Source organism: Bradyrhizobium genosp. SA-4 str. CB756, from assembly GCF_000473125.1.
Classification (GTDB): Bacteria; Pseudomonadota; Alphaproteobacteria; order Rhizobiales; family Xanthobacteraceae; genus Bradyrhizobium; species Bradyrhizobium arachidis.
On record NZ_KI421499.1, the window covers coordinates 58,734 to 75,751 of the forward strand.

The following is a 17,018-nucleotide window of genomic DNA, read 5'->3' on the forward strand; positions in this document are numbered from 1 at the left end:
GCATGGATATCATTCTGGTCCAGACCGTCGTGAACGGCCTCATGGTCGGCATGATCTATGTGCTGATGGCCATCGGCTTCACCATGGTGTTCGGCATCATGCGCATCGTGAATTTTGCGCATGGCGAGTTCTACATGGCCGGCGCGTTCCTGTTCGCGATCCTTTACGGCAGCAACGGCTTGCCGTTCTCCATCAGCGTTCTGCTGGCCATTGGCGCCACGGCCTTGCTGGGACTGCTGATGGAGCGGATCGTCTTCCGCAAGTTTCGCGGCAACGAGCTGAACGGCATGATCGCATCCGTCGGCGTCGCTCTCATCCTCCAGAACAGTGCGCTTCTGATGTGGGGATCCTCGGCACGCACCGTGCCGCCGGTCGTATCGGGGGTGCTATCGGTCGGCGGCATCGTATTCCCCTGGTCGCGGCTGGTGGTCATCATCGGAGCGATCGTCGCCGTCGTGTCGCTCAACCTCCTGATCGGCCACACAAGGATCGGCCGGGCCATGCGCGCCGTGGCGCAGGACGCCGAGATTGCGCAGGTGCAGGGCATTCGCGTCGACGTCATCTTTCCCGTCGCGTTCGTGCTGGGCGTGAGCCTTGCGGGATTCGCCGGCGTTCTGATGGCCCCGGTGCTGTCGGTCTCGCCGTTCATCGGCCTGGCGCCGACGCTGAAGGCCTTCGTGATCGTCGTCATCGGCGGGCTCGGCAGCGTTCCCGGCGCCGTGGCGGGGGGATTGCTCATCGGCTTGATCGAGAGCTTCGCCGGCACCTTCGTCAGTGCTTCATTGTCCGAGATCCTTCAATTCCTGGTCGTGATCGCCGTCGTGTTGCTGCGTCCGCAGGGCCTGTTGGGCCGAAAGGAGCGTGAGGCGTGAATCCTCCCACAACCAAGCCGATGTCTTATGTCGGGATCGCAGTGGCCGTCGGTCTCGCCGTGCTGCTGCCCTGGTTCGCACCGAACCAGTTCTACGTCCATCTGGCGACAGTCGGCTGCATCAACCTGATGCTCGTGCTCGGCCTTGCCATCATTGCCCGGGCGGGGCAGCTGTCGATGGGCCATGGTGGCTTTGCGCTGGTCGGCGGATATGTCTCGGCGTTGTTGTCGATCAAGGGCTGGCCGCCGCTGCTGACCCTGTTCATCGCTGCGGGGGTTGCGGCCGTCATCGCGGCCGCGCTTGGCTGGGTCATCCTGCGTTTGCGCGGCGTCTATTTCGTGCTGGTCGCCTTTGCATTCAGCCAGATCGCGGTGCTGCTGGCGCTGGACATGAGCTCGATCACGGGCGGAGCAAACGGCCTCGTCGGTGTGCCGCCGATTTCGATCTTCGGTTACGTGCTTCGCGCCAAGCCGCAATTCTATCCGTTCGCGCTCGTGTGTGCGCTGACGACGCTGCTGTTGACCTGGCTACTCTATCGCTCGCCGCTCGGCACGATGATGGCGGCCACCGCCGAGAACCAGCGGCTCACCGAATCGAGCGGCATCGATACGCATCGCGTCCAGGTGATTGCCTTCACGGTCGGATCGGGCATCGCCGGCTTCGCGGGCGCGTTGTCGACGCACTATCTCCGTTTCATTTCGCCGGACTCATATACGTTCTGGGAGTCGGTTTCCTACCTGACCATGCTGGTCGTCGGCGGACGGGACGGGGTGCTGGGGCCCGTGGTCGGTGTTCTCGTGCTGACGCCTCTGCCGGAGCTCCTCCGCTCCACCGAAGGATTGCAGCACATCATCTACGGGGCCGTGCTCGTGCTCTGCCTGATGTTCGTTCCGAACGGCCTCGCAAGCCTCATTCAGACCTGGCGTTCGCGCCAACGGGTTGCGACAACCGGCGCCGCGCGCGTGGCCGAGGAAGTGCCATGAGCATGCTCCAAGTCGAAAGCCTGAAGCGCTCCTTCGGCGGGCTTGTCGCCGTTCGAAACGTATCCTTCGAGGTCAACGAGGGCGACTTTCTCGGCCTTATCGGACCGAACGGCGCCGGCAAGACCACGCTGTTCAACGTGATTTCGGGCGTTCTCAGTCCATCGGCTGGCACTGTGCGGTTCCAGGGACGAGACATTTCCGGCCAGCCAGCCAATCAAACGGTTCGCCAGGGGCTTTCACGGACCTTCCAGGCCGCAACCATCTATCCGGAAGCGACTGTCATTGAAAATGTCGCGCGCGGCACGCTGGCTTCGAACGTGAGCGGCCTGTGGGGAGGGTTTCTCTCGAGCAAATGGCGGGTGGCAGCGAAAGACAAGGCGTCTGGTGTGCTCGATCTGTTCGGGCTGACGCGCCGTGCCGGCCTGAAGGCACGCGAATTGTCCTATGGCGAGCAGCGGCGCCTCGGCGTTGCAATCGCGCTTGCCAGCGAGCCCAGGCTCTTGATGCTCGACGAGCCGGTCGCCGGCCTCAACCCGGAGGAGGCGGCTGAACTCGCCTCGGTTCTCCGCCGGGTCAAGTCGGAACGCGGCGTGACCATGGTGATGGTCGAGCACCACATGCGCACGGTCATGGGCCTCTGCAATCGCGTCGTGGTGCTGGATCACGGGACGCTGATCGCGCAGGGAACGCCGGCGGAAGTCGTGTCGAACCCAGTCGTCATCGAGGCGTATCTCGGCAAGGAAGCGGTCCATGCTTGATGTCCGCGGGATCAGCGTCGCCTACGGTCCGCTCACGGCGGTCCGCAACTTGAGCCTCTCCGTCGCTGACGGAGCGATCGTCTCTCTCATCGGTTCAAATGGTGCGGGCAAGACCACCACGATGAAGGCCATTATCGGCCTCAAGCCTGTGAGCGGCGGAGAAATCTATTTCGACGGCGAGCGCATCGATGGCGCATCGGCTCCTCGGCGCGTCGGGCGCGGGATCGCGCTGTCACCCGAAGGACGCCGTGTCTTCCCGCAGATGAGCGTGCTCGACAATCTGCTGGTAGGTAGCTACTCGCAGAGGGATAAGGCGCACCAGAGAAAGACGCTGGACCAGATCTACGGATACTTTCCCCGTCTCGTGGAACGAAGGAGCCAGATGGCCGGTTCGCTGTCGGGCGGCGAGCAGCAAATGGTGGCCATCGGCCGCGCACTCATGGCGAGGCCCCGCCTGTTGCTGCTGGATGAGCCGTCGCTCGGGCTTGCTCCGATCATCGTCGATGAGATCGCGCGCATCATCGTCGAGATCAACCGCGATATCGGCATGTCGATCATCCTGGTTGAGCAGAATGCAAAGCTTGCATTGAATCTCTGCAACGAGGCGTATGTGCTGGAGACCGGCGCGGTCGCGCTGAGCGGGAAGGGCAAGGACCTCCTGGCCAGCGACTACGTCCGGCGTGCCTATCTCGGCATCTGAATGTATCTGTCCAAAAATTCCGGAGTTTTGTTATGACTGGCTCTTCGACTTTCGGCTTCATCGGTTTGGGCGTCATGGGCGAACCCATGTGCCGGCACCTCGTGCAGAAGACGAAGCAGAGGGTCCTGATTCACGACATCAACCCCGAGCCCGTGGCGCGCCTGGTTCAAGCCGGCGCAGTCGATGCCAGCTCGATCGCGGGGCTCGCGAAAGCCGATGTCGTCTTCATTTCCATGCCCAGCGGCGAGCACCTGAAGAAGATTTGCGAGATGCCCGGCGGGATCCTCGAATTCGCGCGCGCGGGCCAGAGCATCGTCGATCTCTCGACCAGCCCGTTGAAACTGACCCGTGAGCTGGCCGGCGCCTTCGCCGCAAAGGGAGCCGACTATGCCGATGCGCCCGTGGCCCGGACGCGGGCGGCGGCCGAGGCGGGGACGCTTGCAATTTCGGTCGGAGCAAACGCGGACGTGTTCGCGCGCATCGAGCCGCTGCTGCGTTGCTTCGCGAGCGAGGTGACCCATTGTGGCGACGTCGGATCGGGCCAGGTGGTCAAGATCCTCAACAACATGGTCGTGGTCGGGACCGTGACCGCGCTGTGCGAAGCCGCCGCGATCGCAAATTCGGCGGGTGTGTCGACCGCGACCCTGTTCGACGCCTTCTCCAAGGGCTCCGCGGACAGTTTTGCTTTGCGCAATCACGGCTACAAGGCGGTCTTGGCGCAGGAGTTTCCCGAGCGGGTGTTTTCGACCGACTACATGCACAAGGACGTGTCTTACGCGCTCGATATGGCAAGGGACGCCGGGATCGAAGCGAGGGAAGCCGCACTCGGCGCCAGGCTTCTGACTGAGGCCTCTCAGGCCGGCTTTGGAGCCAACTACTGGCCGGTCATCGTGAAGATCATCGAACGCTCTTCGAAGAAGTCATGATCGATGCGTGAGGGCGATCGAGCCTCGCCTTTCGAGATCAGGAAATAGCAAAAACGATCAATGGGAGGGTTCTGTGCGGGTGTTGTTGTTGACGATAACGCTGCTCCTTTCACACTGGAGCCCGGCGGCAGCAGCGGATGGCTATCCCTCGCAGCGAATTTCGGTCATTGCCCCATTTGCGCCTGGCAGCGGAACAGACGGAGTTGCGCGCATCGTGTTTCAGCGGCTGTCGGAATTGCTGAAGACAACGATCATCATCGATAACCGCGTCGGTGCAAATGGCGCGCTGGGGGCGACGGCAGCTGCGCGCTCTGCGCCCGACGGATACACGTTGCTTGTCGGCGGAACGTCGACGCACGCCGCCAATCCCAGTCTGCTGAAATCGATCCAATATGATCCAATCGCCGATTTCGCCCCGATTTCGCAATTCGGCCTGTTTCCGTACTTCCTGATCGTCGATCCCGGCCTGCCCGTGAAAAGTGTGGCCGACCTCGTGGCTCTCGCGAAGAGCAAGCCGGGCACGCTGACGTTTGGTTATGCCAATGCGCTTGGCCAACTGTCCGGCGAAGCTTTCAAGCGGCGGGCAGGGATCGACATTGCCGCCGTGCCTTATCGAAACAGCCCGCAGGTCGTCACCGATATCATCGCGCAGCGTGTCTCCATGACATTCATGGACATGGCGCCTGCGGTCTCTCAGGTCGAGGCCGGCCAGGCACGCGCACTCGCGACCACGAATCCGGACCGCGCCTCGCTTTTCCCCGATATCCCGACCATGAAGGAGGGAGGGCTCGCGTTCATCAACATTTCCGCGTGGTCGGGACTGTTCGCACCCAAGGACACGCCGCCCGAGATCGTTGCCAGGCTCGCCGAAGGCGTGCGCGAGGTGCTGGCAGAACCGGAGATACGCAAACGCCTCGCCGATATCGGCTTCGAGGCTCAGTGGATCGGGCCGGCAGAGTTCGCCAAGCATGTCAAGGACGACATGGATCTATGGGCGACGACAACGAGGGAAGCCGGCATCGAGCGCCAGTGAGTGATGACATGTCCGAGTATGAAATCTATGCGATCCGGTACGCCAGGAAGGACGAGCGCCGCTCATCGGAGAACTTCATCGAGCACGATGCGCCGGACAGCCCGATGCCGATGGACTTCTTCGTCTGGGCACTGGTCGGCCGGGACCGCACGGTGATCGTCGATACTGGCTTCGACGAGAAGGCCGGCAAGGCGCGCAACTATGCCGTCACGCGACCGGTCGCTGAGGGGCTGAAGCAGATCGGGATCAATCCCGACACCGTGAAAGACGTCATCCTGACCCATATGCACTGGGACCATGCCGGCAACCACGATCTGTTTCCTCAAGCCCGGTATCACGTGCAGGAGCGTGAGATGCATTTCTGCACGGGCCGCTGCATGTGCGATGTCGAGCAGAAGAAGGCCTATAATGTGGAAGACGTCAGTCACATCGTCAGGCGGAACTTCGAAGGGCGCGTGACGCTCCACGATGCGAATTCCGATTTCGACGACGGAATCTCCCTGCACTGGCTGGGCGGGCATACCGCGGGACTGCAGGTCGTGAGGGTGAAGACGCGGCGAGGTCACGTGGTGCTGGCCTCGGATGCTTCGCACTACTACGCCAACATCCTGCAGCGGCGACCATTCCCGGTGTTGTTCGACACCAAGCAGATGTTGAACGGCTTCGCTGTCATCCAGCAGCTCGCCGATGGTCCGTCCCACATCATTCCAGGCCACGACCGGCAGGTGCTGTCCCTCTTTCCTGCCGCGCGCGCGGGGCTCGACGGAATCGCGCGGCTGGACGCCGACGCTTGCGGAAAGCCGGCCTAAGCCTCAGCCGGAAGAAGGCCGGCGCAGGACACACTCTCTAGATCAGACACACAACGGTTCGCCAGTCGCGGAGATCATCGATCATGCCGAAGAAGTACGGAATTGCCATCGCCAATGAGATCGTGAGCGCACCGAACCAGGAATGGTTGTCCGCCATAAACCCCTATACCCGCGAGGAATGGGCGCTGGTGCCGCAGGCGACCCCGGCGCAAGTCGCCGATGCAATCGCGGCGGCCAGGAGAGCGTATGACTCCGTCTGGAGTAAAACGACCGGGCTTGCTCGGGCGAATTTGTTGAACCGTCTGGCCGACCTGCTCGATGCGCAGGCTGAGCGCATAGCCATCATGGAGAGCTCCGACAACGGCAAGATCATCCGCGAGACGCACGGTCAGATGCATTTTGCCGCGCGCGCCTACCGGTTTTTCGCGGGCTGCGCCGACAAGATTTTCGGTGACACCATTCCGCTGGACCAGCGCGACGTCTTCGACTTCACGCGTCGGGAGCCGATCGGTGTCGCGGTTCTGATCACGGCGTGGAATTCCCCGATGGGCCTGCTCGCCAACAAGCTCGCTCCGGCGCTCGCGGCAGGCAATTGCGTCGTCATCAAGCCATCCGAGCATGCATCCGTGACGACGCTGGAGTTCGCCGAACTGGTCCGGGAGGCCGGGTTTCCGGCGGGCGTCGTCAACGTGGTGACCGGCGACTACAGGACCGGGCAGGCGCTGCTCACGAGCGGCCGAATTGACCGTGTCAGTTTCACGGGGAGTCCGAATGTCGGTCGACAGATTGCAGCGGAGGCGGGCCGCTCGCTAGTCCCGGTGACGCTTGAGCTGGGGGGAAAGTCGCCCAACGTGATCTTCGAGGATGCGGACCTCGATAAGGCGACGGTTGGTGCTCTCGCCGGCATTTTCGGCGCAACCGGACAAACCTGCATCGCGGGCTCGCGGCTGCTTGTTCAGCGTTCGATTCATGATGAGATCGTGAAGCGGCTCGTCGGCCGCGCTCAAAAGATCAGGTTGGGCAATCCGTTGCACAAGACAACAGATATGGGAACGGTGGCGAACGAGCCGCAGTTCGATCGGATTCTCAAATGCATCGGTGATGCCCAGAAGGAGGGCGCGGTCCTCGCTTGCGGCGGCAAGCCTGCGACAGGCGATGGCCTGGGCAAAGGTCTTTTCATCGAGCCGACCATCTTCACCGGCGTTGAGAACAGGATGACGATTGCCCAGGAAGAGGTGTTCGGGCCCGTGCTCTCGATCATTCCCTTCGACTCGGAGGAACAGGCGATCAGCATCGCGAACGATAGCAAATACGGGCTGGCGTCCGGAATTTGGACCACGAACCTGTCGCGCGCGTTGCGCGTCTCGCGGGCGGTCCACGCTGGAACGGTTTGGGTGAACACCTACCGTGCTTCCAGTGCGATGGCTCCGTTCGGCGGGTTCAAGGAGTCGGGATTCGGTAAAGAGCGCGGGGTGGCGGCGTTGGACGAATTCCTGCAGACCAAGAACGTCATGATCGATTTCTCAAACGAAGAGCGTGATCCCTTTGCCCTCAAGACGTAAGGCGAGCATCGCTCGTCGGCTGAAAGGCAAGCGCAACGCATCCCGCCAACAGAGCGGCGCGAATGTACTGCTCCTTGCGATCCCCGGAGACGGGGTTGGTCTTCCGGAGACTGGCGGGCAAATACGTCAACCCATGCAAAATTGGCGTAACGTATTTGCTGAAATCGATGCCGACGAATTTCGAGCAGCTCGCTCGATGGACCGAAGCTCATTGATTCTGCTGGGTTAGCGCCTTGAAGCCCAAATGATATGGCGCCCGTAACTTGGGAGCTCTCTAACTTATTGATGTTGCGTGAGCGCTTCGAGGACCAGCTGCAATTGGTCGATCATTCGAGACGACGAGAAACGCGCACGAACGGCGGCCATGGTGGCGATGCTTGTACGTTCAGATATGAATTGCATGTCCCAGCGACTTCAGCGCGGCCTCGTGCAAGGCTTCGCTTTGAGTTGGATGCGCGTGGATGGTCATCGCGATGTCCTCGAGGCGTGCACCCATTTCCAGCGCGAGGCTGAAGGCTGCTGACAGTTCTGCTATGCCGGCTCCGACACCCTGGATTCCAAGCAGCAAATGGTTGTCCGCCCGCGCCACGGTCCGGATGAAGCCGTCCTCCCGCTCCAGCGTCAGTGCGCGACCGTTGGCCTTGAACGGAAAGAGATCTGTCTTGATCTCAAAAGCCTTTCCGGCCGCCTCGCTCGGGGACAGGCCGACGGTGACGATCTCGGGATCGGTGAAGCAGATCGCCGGGATCGAAACCCGGTCCCAGGCGCGGCGACGACCGGCAACGATCTCGGCCACCATCTCGCCTTGCGCCATGGCGCGATGCGCCAGCATCGGTTCTCCCGTGACGTCGCCGATCGCGAAGATGCCGTGCATCGAAGTGCGGCATCGATCGTCAATTCGGATGAACGGTCCGTCCATATCGAGATCGAGGTTCTCGAGGCCAAAACCGTTCGTCGCGGGCTCGCGACCGACGGTAACGAGGATCCTATCGGCTTCAAGTGATGTCTGCTCGCCGCTAGCAGTCTCGATCGCGAGTGCCGTGCCATCCGCAACCAGCGCCGTCGCCTTCGCGCCTGTCAAAACGGTGACTCCGAGCGCACCAAGGCGTCTGGCGATGGGTTCGCTCAGGTCGCCATCATATTGCGGGAGAATACGTGGCGCGGCCTCGATGACGGTGACGGTCGAACCCATTTTCGCGAACGCCGTGCCCAGCTCCAGGCCAATGTAGCCGCCGCCGACCACGACGAGCTTGTTCGGGATTTCGGTGAGCGCCAATGCCTCGGTCGACGAGATCACGCGGCCCCCGTAGGGAAGCAATGGCAACGCGACCGGTGCGGAGCCTGTCGCGATCACCACTGTTGCGGCATGGATCACCTGCCGGCCGGATTGCGTTTCGACCTCGATGGTCTTGCCGTCGCGGAAGCGGGCGTACCCGGCCACGAGCCTGACCCCGGCCTTCTTCAACAGACCGGCCACGCCGCTGTTCAGACGCCGGACGATGCTGTCCTTCCAGGCGATGGTCTTGGCGAAGTCGAGCGATGGCTTTGCAGTGGAAATACCGAGCGGGCTGTTCTCGGCGGCGCGTGCAATCGTCTCATACTCGCCGGCTGCATGGATCAAGGCCTTCGACGGAATGCAGCCGACATTGAGACAGGTTCCCCCGGGCTTCTGGGCGTCGACGACGATCGTATCGATGCCGAGCTGGCCAGCGCGGATCGCGCAGGTATATCCGCCGGGGCCAGCGCCGATGACGAGAAGCTTGCAGGAAAGTTCGTTCACAGGCTTAGCCTTCAATGAAGATCATGGCCGGCGTTTCCAACAGCAGCTTGATGCGCTGCACGAACCGGGCGGCATCGAACCCATCGATCACCCGGTGATCGAAGCTGGACGACAGGTTCATCATCTGACGTGGCACGAAGGCAGCGCCATCCCAATGCGGACGGATAGCGATCCGGTTGACACCGATGATCGCGACCTCCGGGTGATTGATGATGGGCGTCGTGGCAAGCCCGCCCAGCGCGCCGAGCGAGGTGATCGTGATGGTCGAACCGGAGAGTTCGTCGCGGCTGGCGTTGCCGTTCCGAGCCGCTTCGGCGAGCCGCGCGACCTCGGCGGCGCAACTCCAGAGGTCGAGCGCTTCCACATGTCGAACGACGGGGACCACCAGGCCGGTCGGCGTCTGCGTGGCGATCCCGATATGAACGCCTGCGTGCTGGCGAACGATCCCTGCCTCGTCGTCGAAATGGGCATTGAGATGAGGCTGCTCGGCGATCGCGCGCGCCATGGCGCGCATCAGGAACGGCAACAATGTCAGTCTGGGCTTGCCCGGCTGCTTTTGGCTGTTGATCTTCGCGCGCAAATCCTCGAGCGCGGTGACATCGACCTCTTCTACATAGGTAATGTGCGGAATGCGCGAGCTCGCAATCGACATCTTCTCGGCGATCTTGCGGCGCAAGCCGACGATCTTGATGTCGGTTACCGCGGTTTGCGTCCGATACTGCGCCGCTGTCGTTCCGGTAAGGCCGCGCGCGATATGGGCGTCAAGATCATCGTGGGTGACCCGCCCAGCGGGGCCCGTGCCGCGGATCTGGCGCAAGTCGACGCCGGCTTCGCGCGCGCGAAGCCGGACCGCGGGAGCAGCCAGAGGCCGATCACTGGCGTGGTGGAGCGGCGCCGTGGAGGACCGCGACCTCAATGCGTTGGGCGGCTCGCTCGCCGGCAGGCTCGCGGTGCTTGCGGCATCGTCAGGCTTTTGGGGCGGCGAGCTTGCCGCGCGCGGCGCCGGCTGCGTTTCCGCCGTCGCCGGCTCACTCTTGCCGTCCACCTCCAGCCGAACGAAATCCGAGCCGATGGCGAGCACGTCACCCACCGTGCCGGCGAGCCAGACGACACGTCCGTCCGCCGGCGAGGGGATTTCCACTGTCGCCTTGTCGGTCATGACGGCACCGAGCACGGCGTCCTCGCGCACGATGTCGCCCACTTTAACGTGCCATTCCACGAGCTCGGCTTCCGCAATGCCTTCGCCGACGTCGGGCAGCCTGACCACGCGCTCGGCCATCTCAGGCCTCCAGCGTTTCGATCAATGCACGGCTGACGCGCGATGGGCCCGGAAAGTAGTCCCACTCCTGCGCATGCGGGTAGGGCGTGTCCCAGCCGGCGACACGCGCAATGGGCGCTTCCAGATGGTAGAAGCATCGCGTTTGGACCAGTGCGCAGAGCTCAGCACCGAATCCAGAGGTCAACGTCGCCTCGTGCACGATCACGCAGCGTCCGGTCTTCCTGACCGAGGCTTCGATGGTGTCGAGATCGAGCGGCAACAGCGAACGGAGATCGATGATTTCGGCATCGACGCCGGTCTCGGTCACGGCGGTCTCGGCGACGTGAACCATCGTGCCGTAGGCCAGGATGGTGACGGCGTTGCCCTGCCTGCGGATCGCGGCGCTGCCGAGCGGAATTGCAAAATGTCCGTCGTCGACCTCGCCGAGATCATGCTTCGACCACGGCGTCACCGGTCGGTCATGATGGCCATCGAACGGACCGTTATAGAGTCGTTTGGGTTCGAGGAAGATCACGGGATCGGGGTCCTCGATGGCCGAGATCAGCAGACCCTTGGCGTCGCGCGGGTTTGACGGCACCACCGTCTTGATACCGCAGACATGGGTGAACAGCGCCTCCGGGCTCTGGCTGTGCGTCTGTCCGCCAAAAATGCCGCCGCCGGTCGGCATGCGCACCACCAGCGGGCAGGTGAACTGGCCGTTGGAGCGGTAGCGTAGCCGCGCGGCTTCGGAAACGATCTGGTCATAGGCCGGATACATGTAGTCGGCGAACTGGATTTCGACGCAGGGCTTCAGGCCATAGGCCGCCATGCCCACCGCGATGCCGACGATGCCGAGTTCGCTGATCGGGGTATCGAAGCAGCGGCTCGTTCCGTATTTCGCCTGCAGTCCCTGGCTTGCGCGAAACACGCCGCCGAAATAGCCGACGTCCTCGCCGAACACGACGACACCGTCGTCGCGCGACATCATCACGTCCATGGCGTCCCGAATGGCCTCGATCATGGTCCGCCGTGTCATGGTTCAGACTCCGGCTTCCTGGCGCTGGCGGCGCAGATGCGCCGGCATCTCGGCGAACACGCCCTCGAACATGTCGCGTGCCGTAGGCCGCTGCTCGGAATGGAGCGTGCCGTAGCTTTCGGCTTCCTTTTGTGCCGAAACCACGGAGTCGAGGATCTCCGCCTCAGCCTGCTTGTGCCGCTCCTCCGACCAGGCGCCGCGGACGATCAAATGGTTCTTCAGCCTGATCACGGGATCTCCGAGCGGCCACGCTTCGGATTCTGTCTTCGGCCGATAGCCCGCGGGGTCATCCGAGGTAGAATGCGCACCGACGCGATAGGTCACGTGCTCGATCAGGGTCGGGCCGAGGTTGCGGCGTGCGCGCTCGCAGGCCCATTTCGCGACCGCATGGACTGCAAGGTAGTCGTTGCCGTCGACGCGTAGCGCCGGAATGCCGAAGCCGAGACCGCGCGCCGCAAACGTGCCGGAGCCGCCGCGTGCGATGCCCTGGAAGGTCGAGATGGCCCATTGATTGTTGACGATGTTGAGCACGACCGGCGCGCGATAGGTCGAGGCGAACACCAGCGCGGCATGGAAGTCGGATTCGGCAGTTGCGCCATCGCCGATCCAAGCGACAGCGATCTTGGTGTCGTTCTTGATCGCGGACGCCATCGCCCAGCCGACCGCCTGGATGTATTGGGTGGCGAGATTGCCGGAGATCGAGAAGAAGCCGTGCTCCCTGGAGGAATACATCACCGGTAGCTGGCGTCCCTTCAGGGGATCATGCGTGTTGGAGTAGATCTGACAGGCCATCTCGACCAGCGAGTAGCCGCCGGCGATCAAAAGCCCCGCCTGGCGATAGGTCGGAAAATTCATGTCGCCCGGAAGAAGCGCCTTGCGGAAGGCGCAACTCACGGCCTCTTCGCCCATATGCTGCATATAGAACGACGTCTTGCCCTGACGCTGTGCTGTCTGCATGCGCGCGTCAAACGCGCGCAGCGTCATCATGTGGCGCAAGCCTTCGAGCAATTCGCTGTCCGAGAGCGCGCCGGCCCAGGGACCGACCGCCTCGCCATCGCGATTGAGCACGCGGATGACGGAGAAGGCGAGGTCACGCATCGTTTCGGCGTCCACGTCGACGTCGGGACGATCGACCTGGCCTGCACGGGGGATGCGGATGTTCGAGAAATCAGGCGTGCCGCCCGGGCGCACCGCCGGCTCCGGTACGTGGAGCTTGAGCGGCGCATGTTCCGCGGACGGCGCCGCGCCGCTTTGGGGGCTCACAGCGTCACGCATGAGGTTGGGGTCGCGCATTGACTTTCACCTCTCACCTCGATCGCATCGATGCAAAACAACGCGCCGACGCGGCGAGCGAGCCGGTCAACGAGGTCGCGATCATCGATGTCTATGGAAGCCGAGATGCGGCATTCGTTCGCGTCCACCTGCGCGCTGACGGCAGCGAGCCGGAGCCCTGCAACACGCGTCTGGTCGAGCAGGCGGCCGAGTGCAGCGTGCATATCGCTGGTCTGGAGTTCGAGAAGAAACACCGCAATGGTCTCATTTTGTTGGTATAGCTTACTGGCAAGATTGAGGATTGTTGTTCTTTTCTTCTGGGTATAGGCTGGAAAAGCGATAAAGGGGTTCTGCATTATAGCTTCAAGTCGAGAATGAGGTTCTTAGTATGTCGCCGGTCGGACGTGCCACGACGCCAGTCAAGGCTCCGCGCAAGGACGCGCTTCGGCTCGACGAGATCGATCGCAAGATTCTGCGCGCCTTGCAGCAGGACGCGCGCCTGACGACGGCGCAACTCGCCGACAGGATCGGCCTCTCCACGACGCCATGCTGGAACAGGCTGAAGCGTTTGGAGACGCAGGGCTATATCGATGGCTACGTCGCGCTTCTTAATCAGGACAAGCTCGGTCTGCCTGAAACAGTCATCATCGAGCTGACGCTCGATCGCCACGACGAGGAGATGCTCGAACGTTTCGGCCAGCTGCTCACGAACTTGCCCGAGGTGATCGAAGCCTATCTCACCACGGGTGACTATGATTACGTCGTGAAGGTCGCGGTCGAAAGCACCGCCGGTTACGAACGCTTCCTGCGCGAAAAGCTCTACCGCATTCCGGGCATCCGCCACAGCCGGTCATCGTTCGCGCTGCGCTGCCTGAAGAAGCTGACCTCGGTGCAGGTCTAGGCAAAATGCGTTCGTGGCGACGAGAAGACGTCACCCGGTGGGACGTCCTCTCGTGTTCGAGTTGAAGATGCGGCGCGTCAGAAGGCGGTCTTCTTGCCGATGATGCCGACATAGCTCGATCGCACCAAGGCACCCCAGCGCCCGTCCTTCTTAACGATCACATAGAGGGAATCGGCCGACAATATCGGCTTGTCGTTGGCGTCATAGCGCGTGAAGCGCGTGACAAAGTGGAGCTTGTCGTCGGATTTCTGAACGAGCTTGCGATAAGTCCAGGCCGAACGCGCCCATGTCGATGCCTCCGCCAACTGCCTCGCGTCGTTCGATTGCGCATATTCTTCCGGCGTGTTCCAGATCTGCACCTGCCCGCCGGCGATCCGAATATGCGGATAATGGACGGTCTTGGCCCAGGCTACTGCATCGCGCGAGTTGAACGCCTTCATGAACTCGTCGAGATAGGCGCATCCCTGCTTCAACAGCTCGTCGTTTCCGGGATTTACGCACTCGTCGTCTGCCGGGCTTTGAGCGAACGCAACGGTGCTCATGCCAAAGAACGCACCCCCAAGCAGCAGCAATTTGCGAATTTTCACGATTAGACCTCCCCGATTGGCCAAGTCGACTTGGCTTCGTTGTGATTAATACCGCGCCTGTACCATTCGACGTTGATCTACGACGCGCTCCTTGTCGTCGTGCTCGGCGGAATCGACCTCAGCGGCGGGCAGGGCAGCGTCCGCCACGTGATCGTCGGCACGATCCTAGTTGGCGCTCTCACCAACGGCATGACGAAGGTCTATTTCGCGATTTGGCGTCATAGGGGGCTATGGCTGCGATGCTCATCGCAGCAACCGGCCGGCTGCTTGTCCCGACTACCGCGAGGCTGAGCGAGCGAACCGCGCCCCAACGACGCCCATTGCAACGCTACGCGCAATGCATGCCGCAATAATAATGCATTATCGTTGGCGGGAGCGCGGCGAAAAAATTGAGAAAACCCATCGCCAGATCGACTTTTCTGCTCCATTTCTCGCCAAATCGACGCCGATCTTCAAATAATAGCCATTGACCGCCTGAAAATAGAATGCATTATGCATTTCATGTTGGTCACCGAAGCTCAGGGCAAGGCGCTGCTCCGCGCCGCTGCCGTTCCCACTCCCTCAAGCTGCGAATTGCATTCGCTCGAGGAGGTTCGCGGTTGCCAGGTCGGCTTTCCTGTTGCGGTCAAGGCGCAGGTGGCCGCCGGCGGCCGAGGAAAATCCGGCGGCATCCGCAAGGCGGCTTCGGCCACAGAACTCGAAGCGGCCTTCGACGCGATCATGGCGATGCGCTTCGCCGGCGAGGCGCCGGAGTCCGTGCTCGTCGAGTCCTGGCTCGACATCGAGCGCGAGCTGTATCTCGCCGTGGCGATCGACAGCCGCGTCGGCGGCTTCAACGTGCTTTATTCGCCGCACGGTGGCGTCAACATCGAGGACGGTCCGCCGCCGCTGAGCTATCCGGTCGGACTCGCCCGCAATTTTCGCGCTCACGCCTTTCGCGCGCTGCTCGAACCGGTCGAGAGTGATCTGAAGGTGCGCGAGCGCGTGATCTCCACGGCGCGCCGGCTGCTCGAGATCGCGCAGGCGAACGAATGCACGACGGTCGAGATCAATCCACTGGTCGTTGCCAAGGGTGGCGCGCTGATCGCTGCCGACGCCAAGATTGTCCTGGACGAAGCCGCGGCCTTTCGCAGAGCCGCCACAGCGTCGGCCATTGCGAGCTCGCGCGACAAGGCGGAACGCGAGATCAGGCTGTGTGAAGAGGCCAATCTGATGCTGGTCTGGCTCGATGGCGAGATCGGCCTGATCTCGGGCGGCGCCGGCATGACGATGGCCGCGATGGATGCGATCGACGGCGCCGGCGCGCAGCCGGCCTGCTTTCTCGACGTCAGCGGTAATCCGACGCCCGCAGGCTTCGGGCTCGCCTTCGATCTCCTCGACCGCGCACCGAACGTGAAGGGCATTCTGGTCAGCATGTTCGGCGGCGGGCTGCACACGGATCGTGTGGCTAAAACGCTCGTTGAGCTCTTGGCGAAGCGAGCGTCCCCGAAGCCGGTAACCGTCCGCCTCAATGGCACGCGCAGCGACCTGGCGACAACCATTCTCGGCGAGGCCGGCCATCGCAACCATGCGACTCTGGAGCTGGCCGTCGCCGACATCGTGCAGAAGGTTGCAGGAGCGCGGTCATGAGCATTCTCCTCGACTCCGACGTGCGCGTGCTGATCGTCGGCATCACCGGCAAGTTCGGGACCTTCTCGGTCAAGGATCTCGCGCAGAGCCACACCCGCGTTGTGGCCGGCGTCGCGCCGGGGCGCGGCGGCCAGGCCATCGAGGGCATCCCGGTGTTCTCGAGCGTCGCGGCCGCGATGCAGGAAACGCACGCCAATGCGGCGCTGATCTACGTGCCGGCCATGGTCGCACTCGATGCGGTGCTGGAGACGATCGAGGCCGGCTGCCCGCTGATCGCCTATCCAGGCGACGGCCTGCCTGTGCTCGATGCGATGGAGATGCGCGCGGCGGCGATCGAGCACGGCGCGCACCTGGTCGGACCGAATTCGCCGGGCCTGATTTCGCCGGGCAAGGCCAAGCTCGGCTTCATGCCGTCGTTCTGCTACACGCCGGGTCCGATCGGTGTGATCTCGCGCAGCGGCTCGCTGTCCTATGAGGCCTGCTTCCGCCTCTCGCAGGCCGGCCTCGGCCAAACCAGCGTCGTCGGCATCGGCGGTGATCCCGTGCGCGGCGTCAATGCCGCCGAGGCCATCGCGCTGTTCCACGATGATCCGGAGACGCGCGCCATCATCTATCTCGGTGAGATCGGTGGCTCGGAAGAATACGCGCTCGCCGAATATGCCAAGCGACCCGATGCAAAGCCTTCGGCGGCGCTTCTGGTTGGTCGGACCGCGCCCGCCGGCAAGAAGATGGGACATGCGGCCGCGATGATCGGCTCCTACGCCGAGAGTTGGGCCGCCAAGGTCGAGGCACTCGATCGCGCGGGCGTCGTGATCTCGCGCGACCTCGATGGCCTTGCGGCTGCGGCAGCATCGGCACTGGCCCGCGCCATGAAACCCGCAGCCTAGAAAAACCTCAACTCATACAGGGAAC

17 protein-coding genes are annotated in these 17,018 nt (G+C 62.8%); 11 read left to right on the plus strand and 6 right to left on the minus strand.

The features are described 5' to 3' along the window. Positions 1–2: 2 nt before the first annotated feature. From BRAGE_RS0100290 to BRAGE_RS0100325, 8 genes are all read left to right on the plus strand, one after another. Positions 3–872 (plus strand): branched-chain amino acid ABC transporter permease, encoded by an 870-nt coding sequence (locus BRAGE_RS0100290; RefSeq protein ID WP_027564039.1) that lies wholly within the window; start codon positions 3–5, stop codon positions 870–872. Beyond that, positions 869–1,855, plus strand: coding sequence for a branched-chain amino acid ABC transporter permease (locus BRAGE_RS47565; RefSeq protein ID WP_141263157.1), 987 nt, complete (start codon positions 869–871; stop codon positions 1,853–1,855). Before BRAGE_RS0100290 ends, BRAGE_RS47565 begins: the two co-directional genes overlap by 4 nt. Then, positions 1,852–2,613, plus strand: a complete 762-nt coding sequence (locus BRAGE_RS0100300) for an ABC transporter ATP-binding protein (RefSeq protein ID WP_027564040.1) — start codon at positions 1,852–1,854, stop codon at positions 2,611–2,613. The genes BRAGE_RS47565 and BRAGE_RS0100300 overlap by 4 nt, the downstream gene beginning before the upstream one ends. Continuing rightward, positions 2,606–3,313 (plus strand): ABC transporter ATP-binding protein, encoded by a 708-nt coding sequence (locus BRAGE_RS0100305; RefSeq protein WP_027564041.1) that lies wholly within the window; start codon positions 2,606–2,608, stop codon positions 3,311–3,313. Before BRAGE_RS0100300 ends, BRAGE_RS0100305 begins: the two co-directional genes overlap by 8 nt. A gap of 32 nt (positions 3,314–3,345) precedes the next feature. After that, positions 3,346–4,239: an NAD(P)-dependent oxidoreductase gene (locus BRAGE_RS0100310; protein WP_027564042.1), complete on the plus strand. Its 894-nt coding sequence runs from the start codon at positions 3,346–3,348 to the stop codon at positions 4,237–4,239. Between the two features lie 73 nt (positions 4,240–4,312). Next, complete coding sequence (locus tag BRAGE_RS0100315) at positions 4,313–5,272, plus strand: Bug family tripartite tricarboxylate transporter substrate binding protein (protein WP_063617230.1); 960 nt, start codon at positions 4,313–4,315, stop codon at positions 5,270–5,272. Positions 5,273–5,280: 8 nt separating this feature from the next. Next, positions 5,281–6,081: an N-acyl homoserine lactonase family protein gene (locus BRAGE_RS0100320; protein ID WP_027564044.1), complete on the plus strand. Its 801-nt coding sequence runs from the start codon at positions 5,281–5,283 to the stop codon at positions 6,079–6,081. An 83-nt stretch (positions 6,082–6,164) separates the two neighbouring features. Beyond that, entirely contained in the window at positions 6,165–7,643 is a 1,479-nt protein-coding gene (locus tag BRAGE_RS0100325; RefSeq protein WP_027564045.1) for an aldehyde dehydrogenase, read from the plus strand. Between the two features lie 385 nt (positions 7,644–8,028). Here the strand turns inward: BRAGE_RS0100325 and lpdA are convergent, their stop codons facing one another. The 5 genes from lpdA to BRAGE_RS54145 are packed head-to-tail and all read right to left on the minus strand — an operon-like array spanning position 8,029 to position 13,345. Then, complete coding sequence (gene lpdA / locus BRAGE_RS0100330; RefSeq protein WP_027564046.1) at positions 8,029–9,423, minus strand: dihydrolipoyl dehydrogenase; 1,395 nt, start codon at positions 9,421–9,423, stop codon at positions 8,029–8,031. Positions 9,424–9,427: 4 nt separating this feature from the next. Beyond that, positions 9,428–10,702: a dihydrolipoamide acetyltransferase family protein gene (locus BRAGE_RS0100335; protein ID WP_027564047.1), complete on the minus strand. Its 1,275-nt coding sequence runs from the start codon at positions 10,700–10,702 to the stop codon at positions 9,428–9,430. Between the two features lies 1 nt (position 10,703). Next, positions 10,704–11,717 (minus strand): alpha-ketoacid dehydrogenase subunit beta, encoded by a 1,014-nt coding sequence (locus BRAGE_RS0100340; RefSeq protein WP_027564048.1) that lies wholly within the window; start codon positions 11,715–11,717, stop codon positions 10,704–10,706. 3 nt (positions 11,718–11,720) lie between these two features. Continuing rightward, positions 11,721–12,992: a 3-methyl-2-oxobutanoate dehydrogenase (2-methylpropanoyl-transferring) subunit alpha gene (locus BRAGE_RS0100345; protein WP_051378394.1), complete on the minus strand. Its 1,272-nt coding sequence runs from the start codon at positions 12,990–12,992 to the stop codon at positions 11,721–11,723. After that, positions 12,977–13,345, minus strand: coding sequence for a hypothetical protein (locus tag BRAGE_RS54145; protein WP_141263155.1), 369 nt, complete (start codon positions 13,343–13,345; stop codon positions 12,977–12,979). Before BRAGE_RS54145 ends, BRAGE_RS0100345 begins: the two co-directional genes overlap by 16 nt. Positions 13,346–13,377: 32 nt before the next feature. On the opposite strand from BRAGE_RS54145, the gene BRAGE_RS0100355 reads away from it, so the two are divergent. Further along, a complete protein-coding gene (locus tag BRAGE_RS0100355; protein ID WP_051377655.1) occupies positions 13,378–13,890 on the plus strand; it encodes an Lrp/AsnC family transcriptional regulator in 513 nt (170 codons plus the stop codon). Between the two features lie 77 nt (positions 13,891–13,967). Here BRAGE_RS0100355 and BRAGE_RS0100360 read toward each other — a convergent pair whose 3' ends face one another. After that, the gene (locus BRAGE_RS0100360) at positions 13,968–14,477 is read right to left on the minus strand and encodes a hypothetical protein (RefSeq protein ID WP_027564052.1); all 510 of its coding nucleotides are present in this window, start codon (positions 14,475–14,477) and stop codon (positions 13,968–13,970) included. Between the two features lie 492 nt (positions 14,478–14,969). On the opposite strand from BRAGE_RS0100360, the gene BRAGE_RS0100375 reads away from it, so the two are divergent. Both BRAGE_RS0100375 and BRAGE_RS0100380 read left to right on the plus strand, forming a co-directional pair. Next, positions 14,970–16,106 carry an ATP-grasp domain-containing protein gene (locus BRAGE_RS0100375; protein ID WP_027564054.1) on the plus strand — a complete coding sequence of 379 codons (1,137 nt, stop codon included), beginning with the start codon at positions 14,970–14,972 and terminating at the stop codon, positions 16,104–16,106. Beyond that, the gene (locus tag BRAGE_RS0100380; RefSeq protein WP_027564055.1) at positions 16,103–16,993 is read left to right on the plus strand and encodes a succinate--CoA ligase subunit alpha; all 891 of its coding nucleotides are present in this window, start codon (positions 16,103–16,105) and stop codon (positions 16,991–16,993) included. The genes BRAGE_RS0100375 and BRAGE_RS0100380 overlap by 4 nt, the downstream gene beginning before the upstream one ends. The last annotated feature ends 25 nt before the right edge of the window (positions 16,994–17,018 follow it).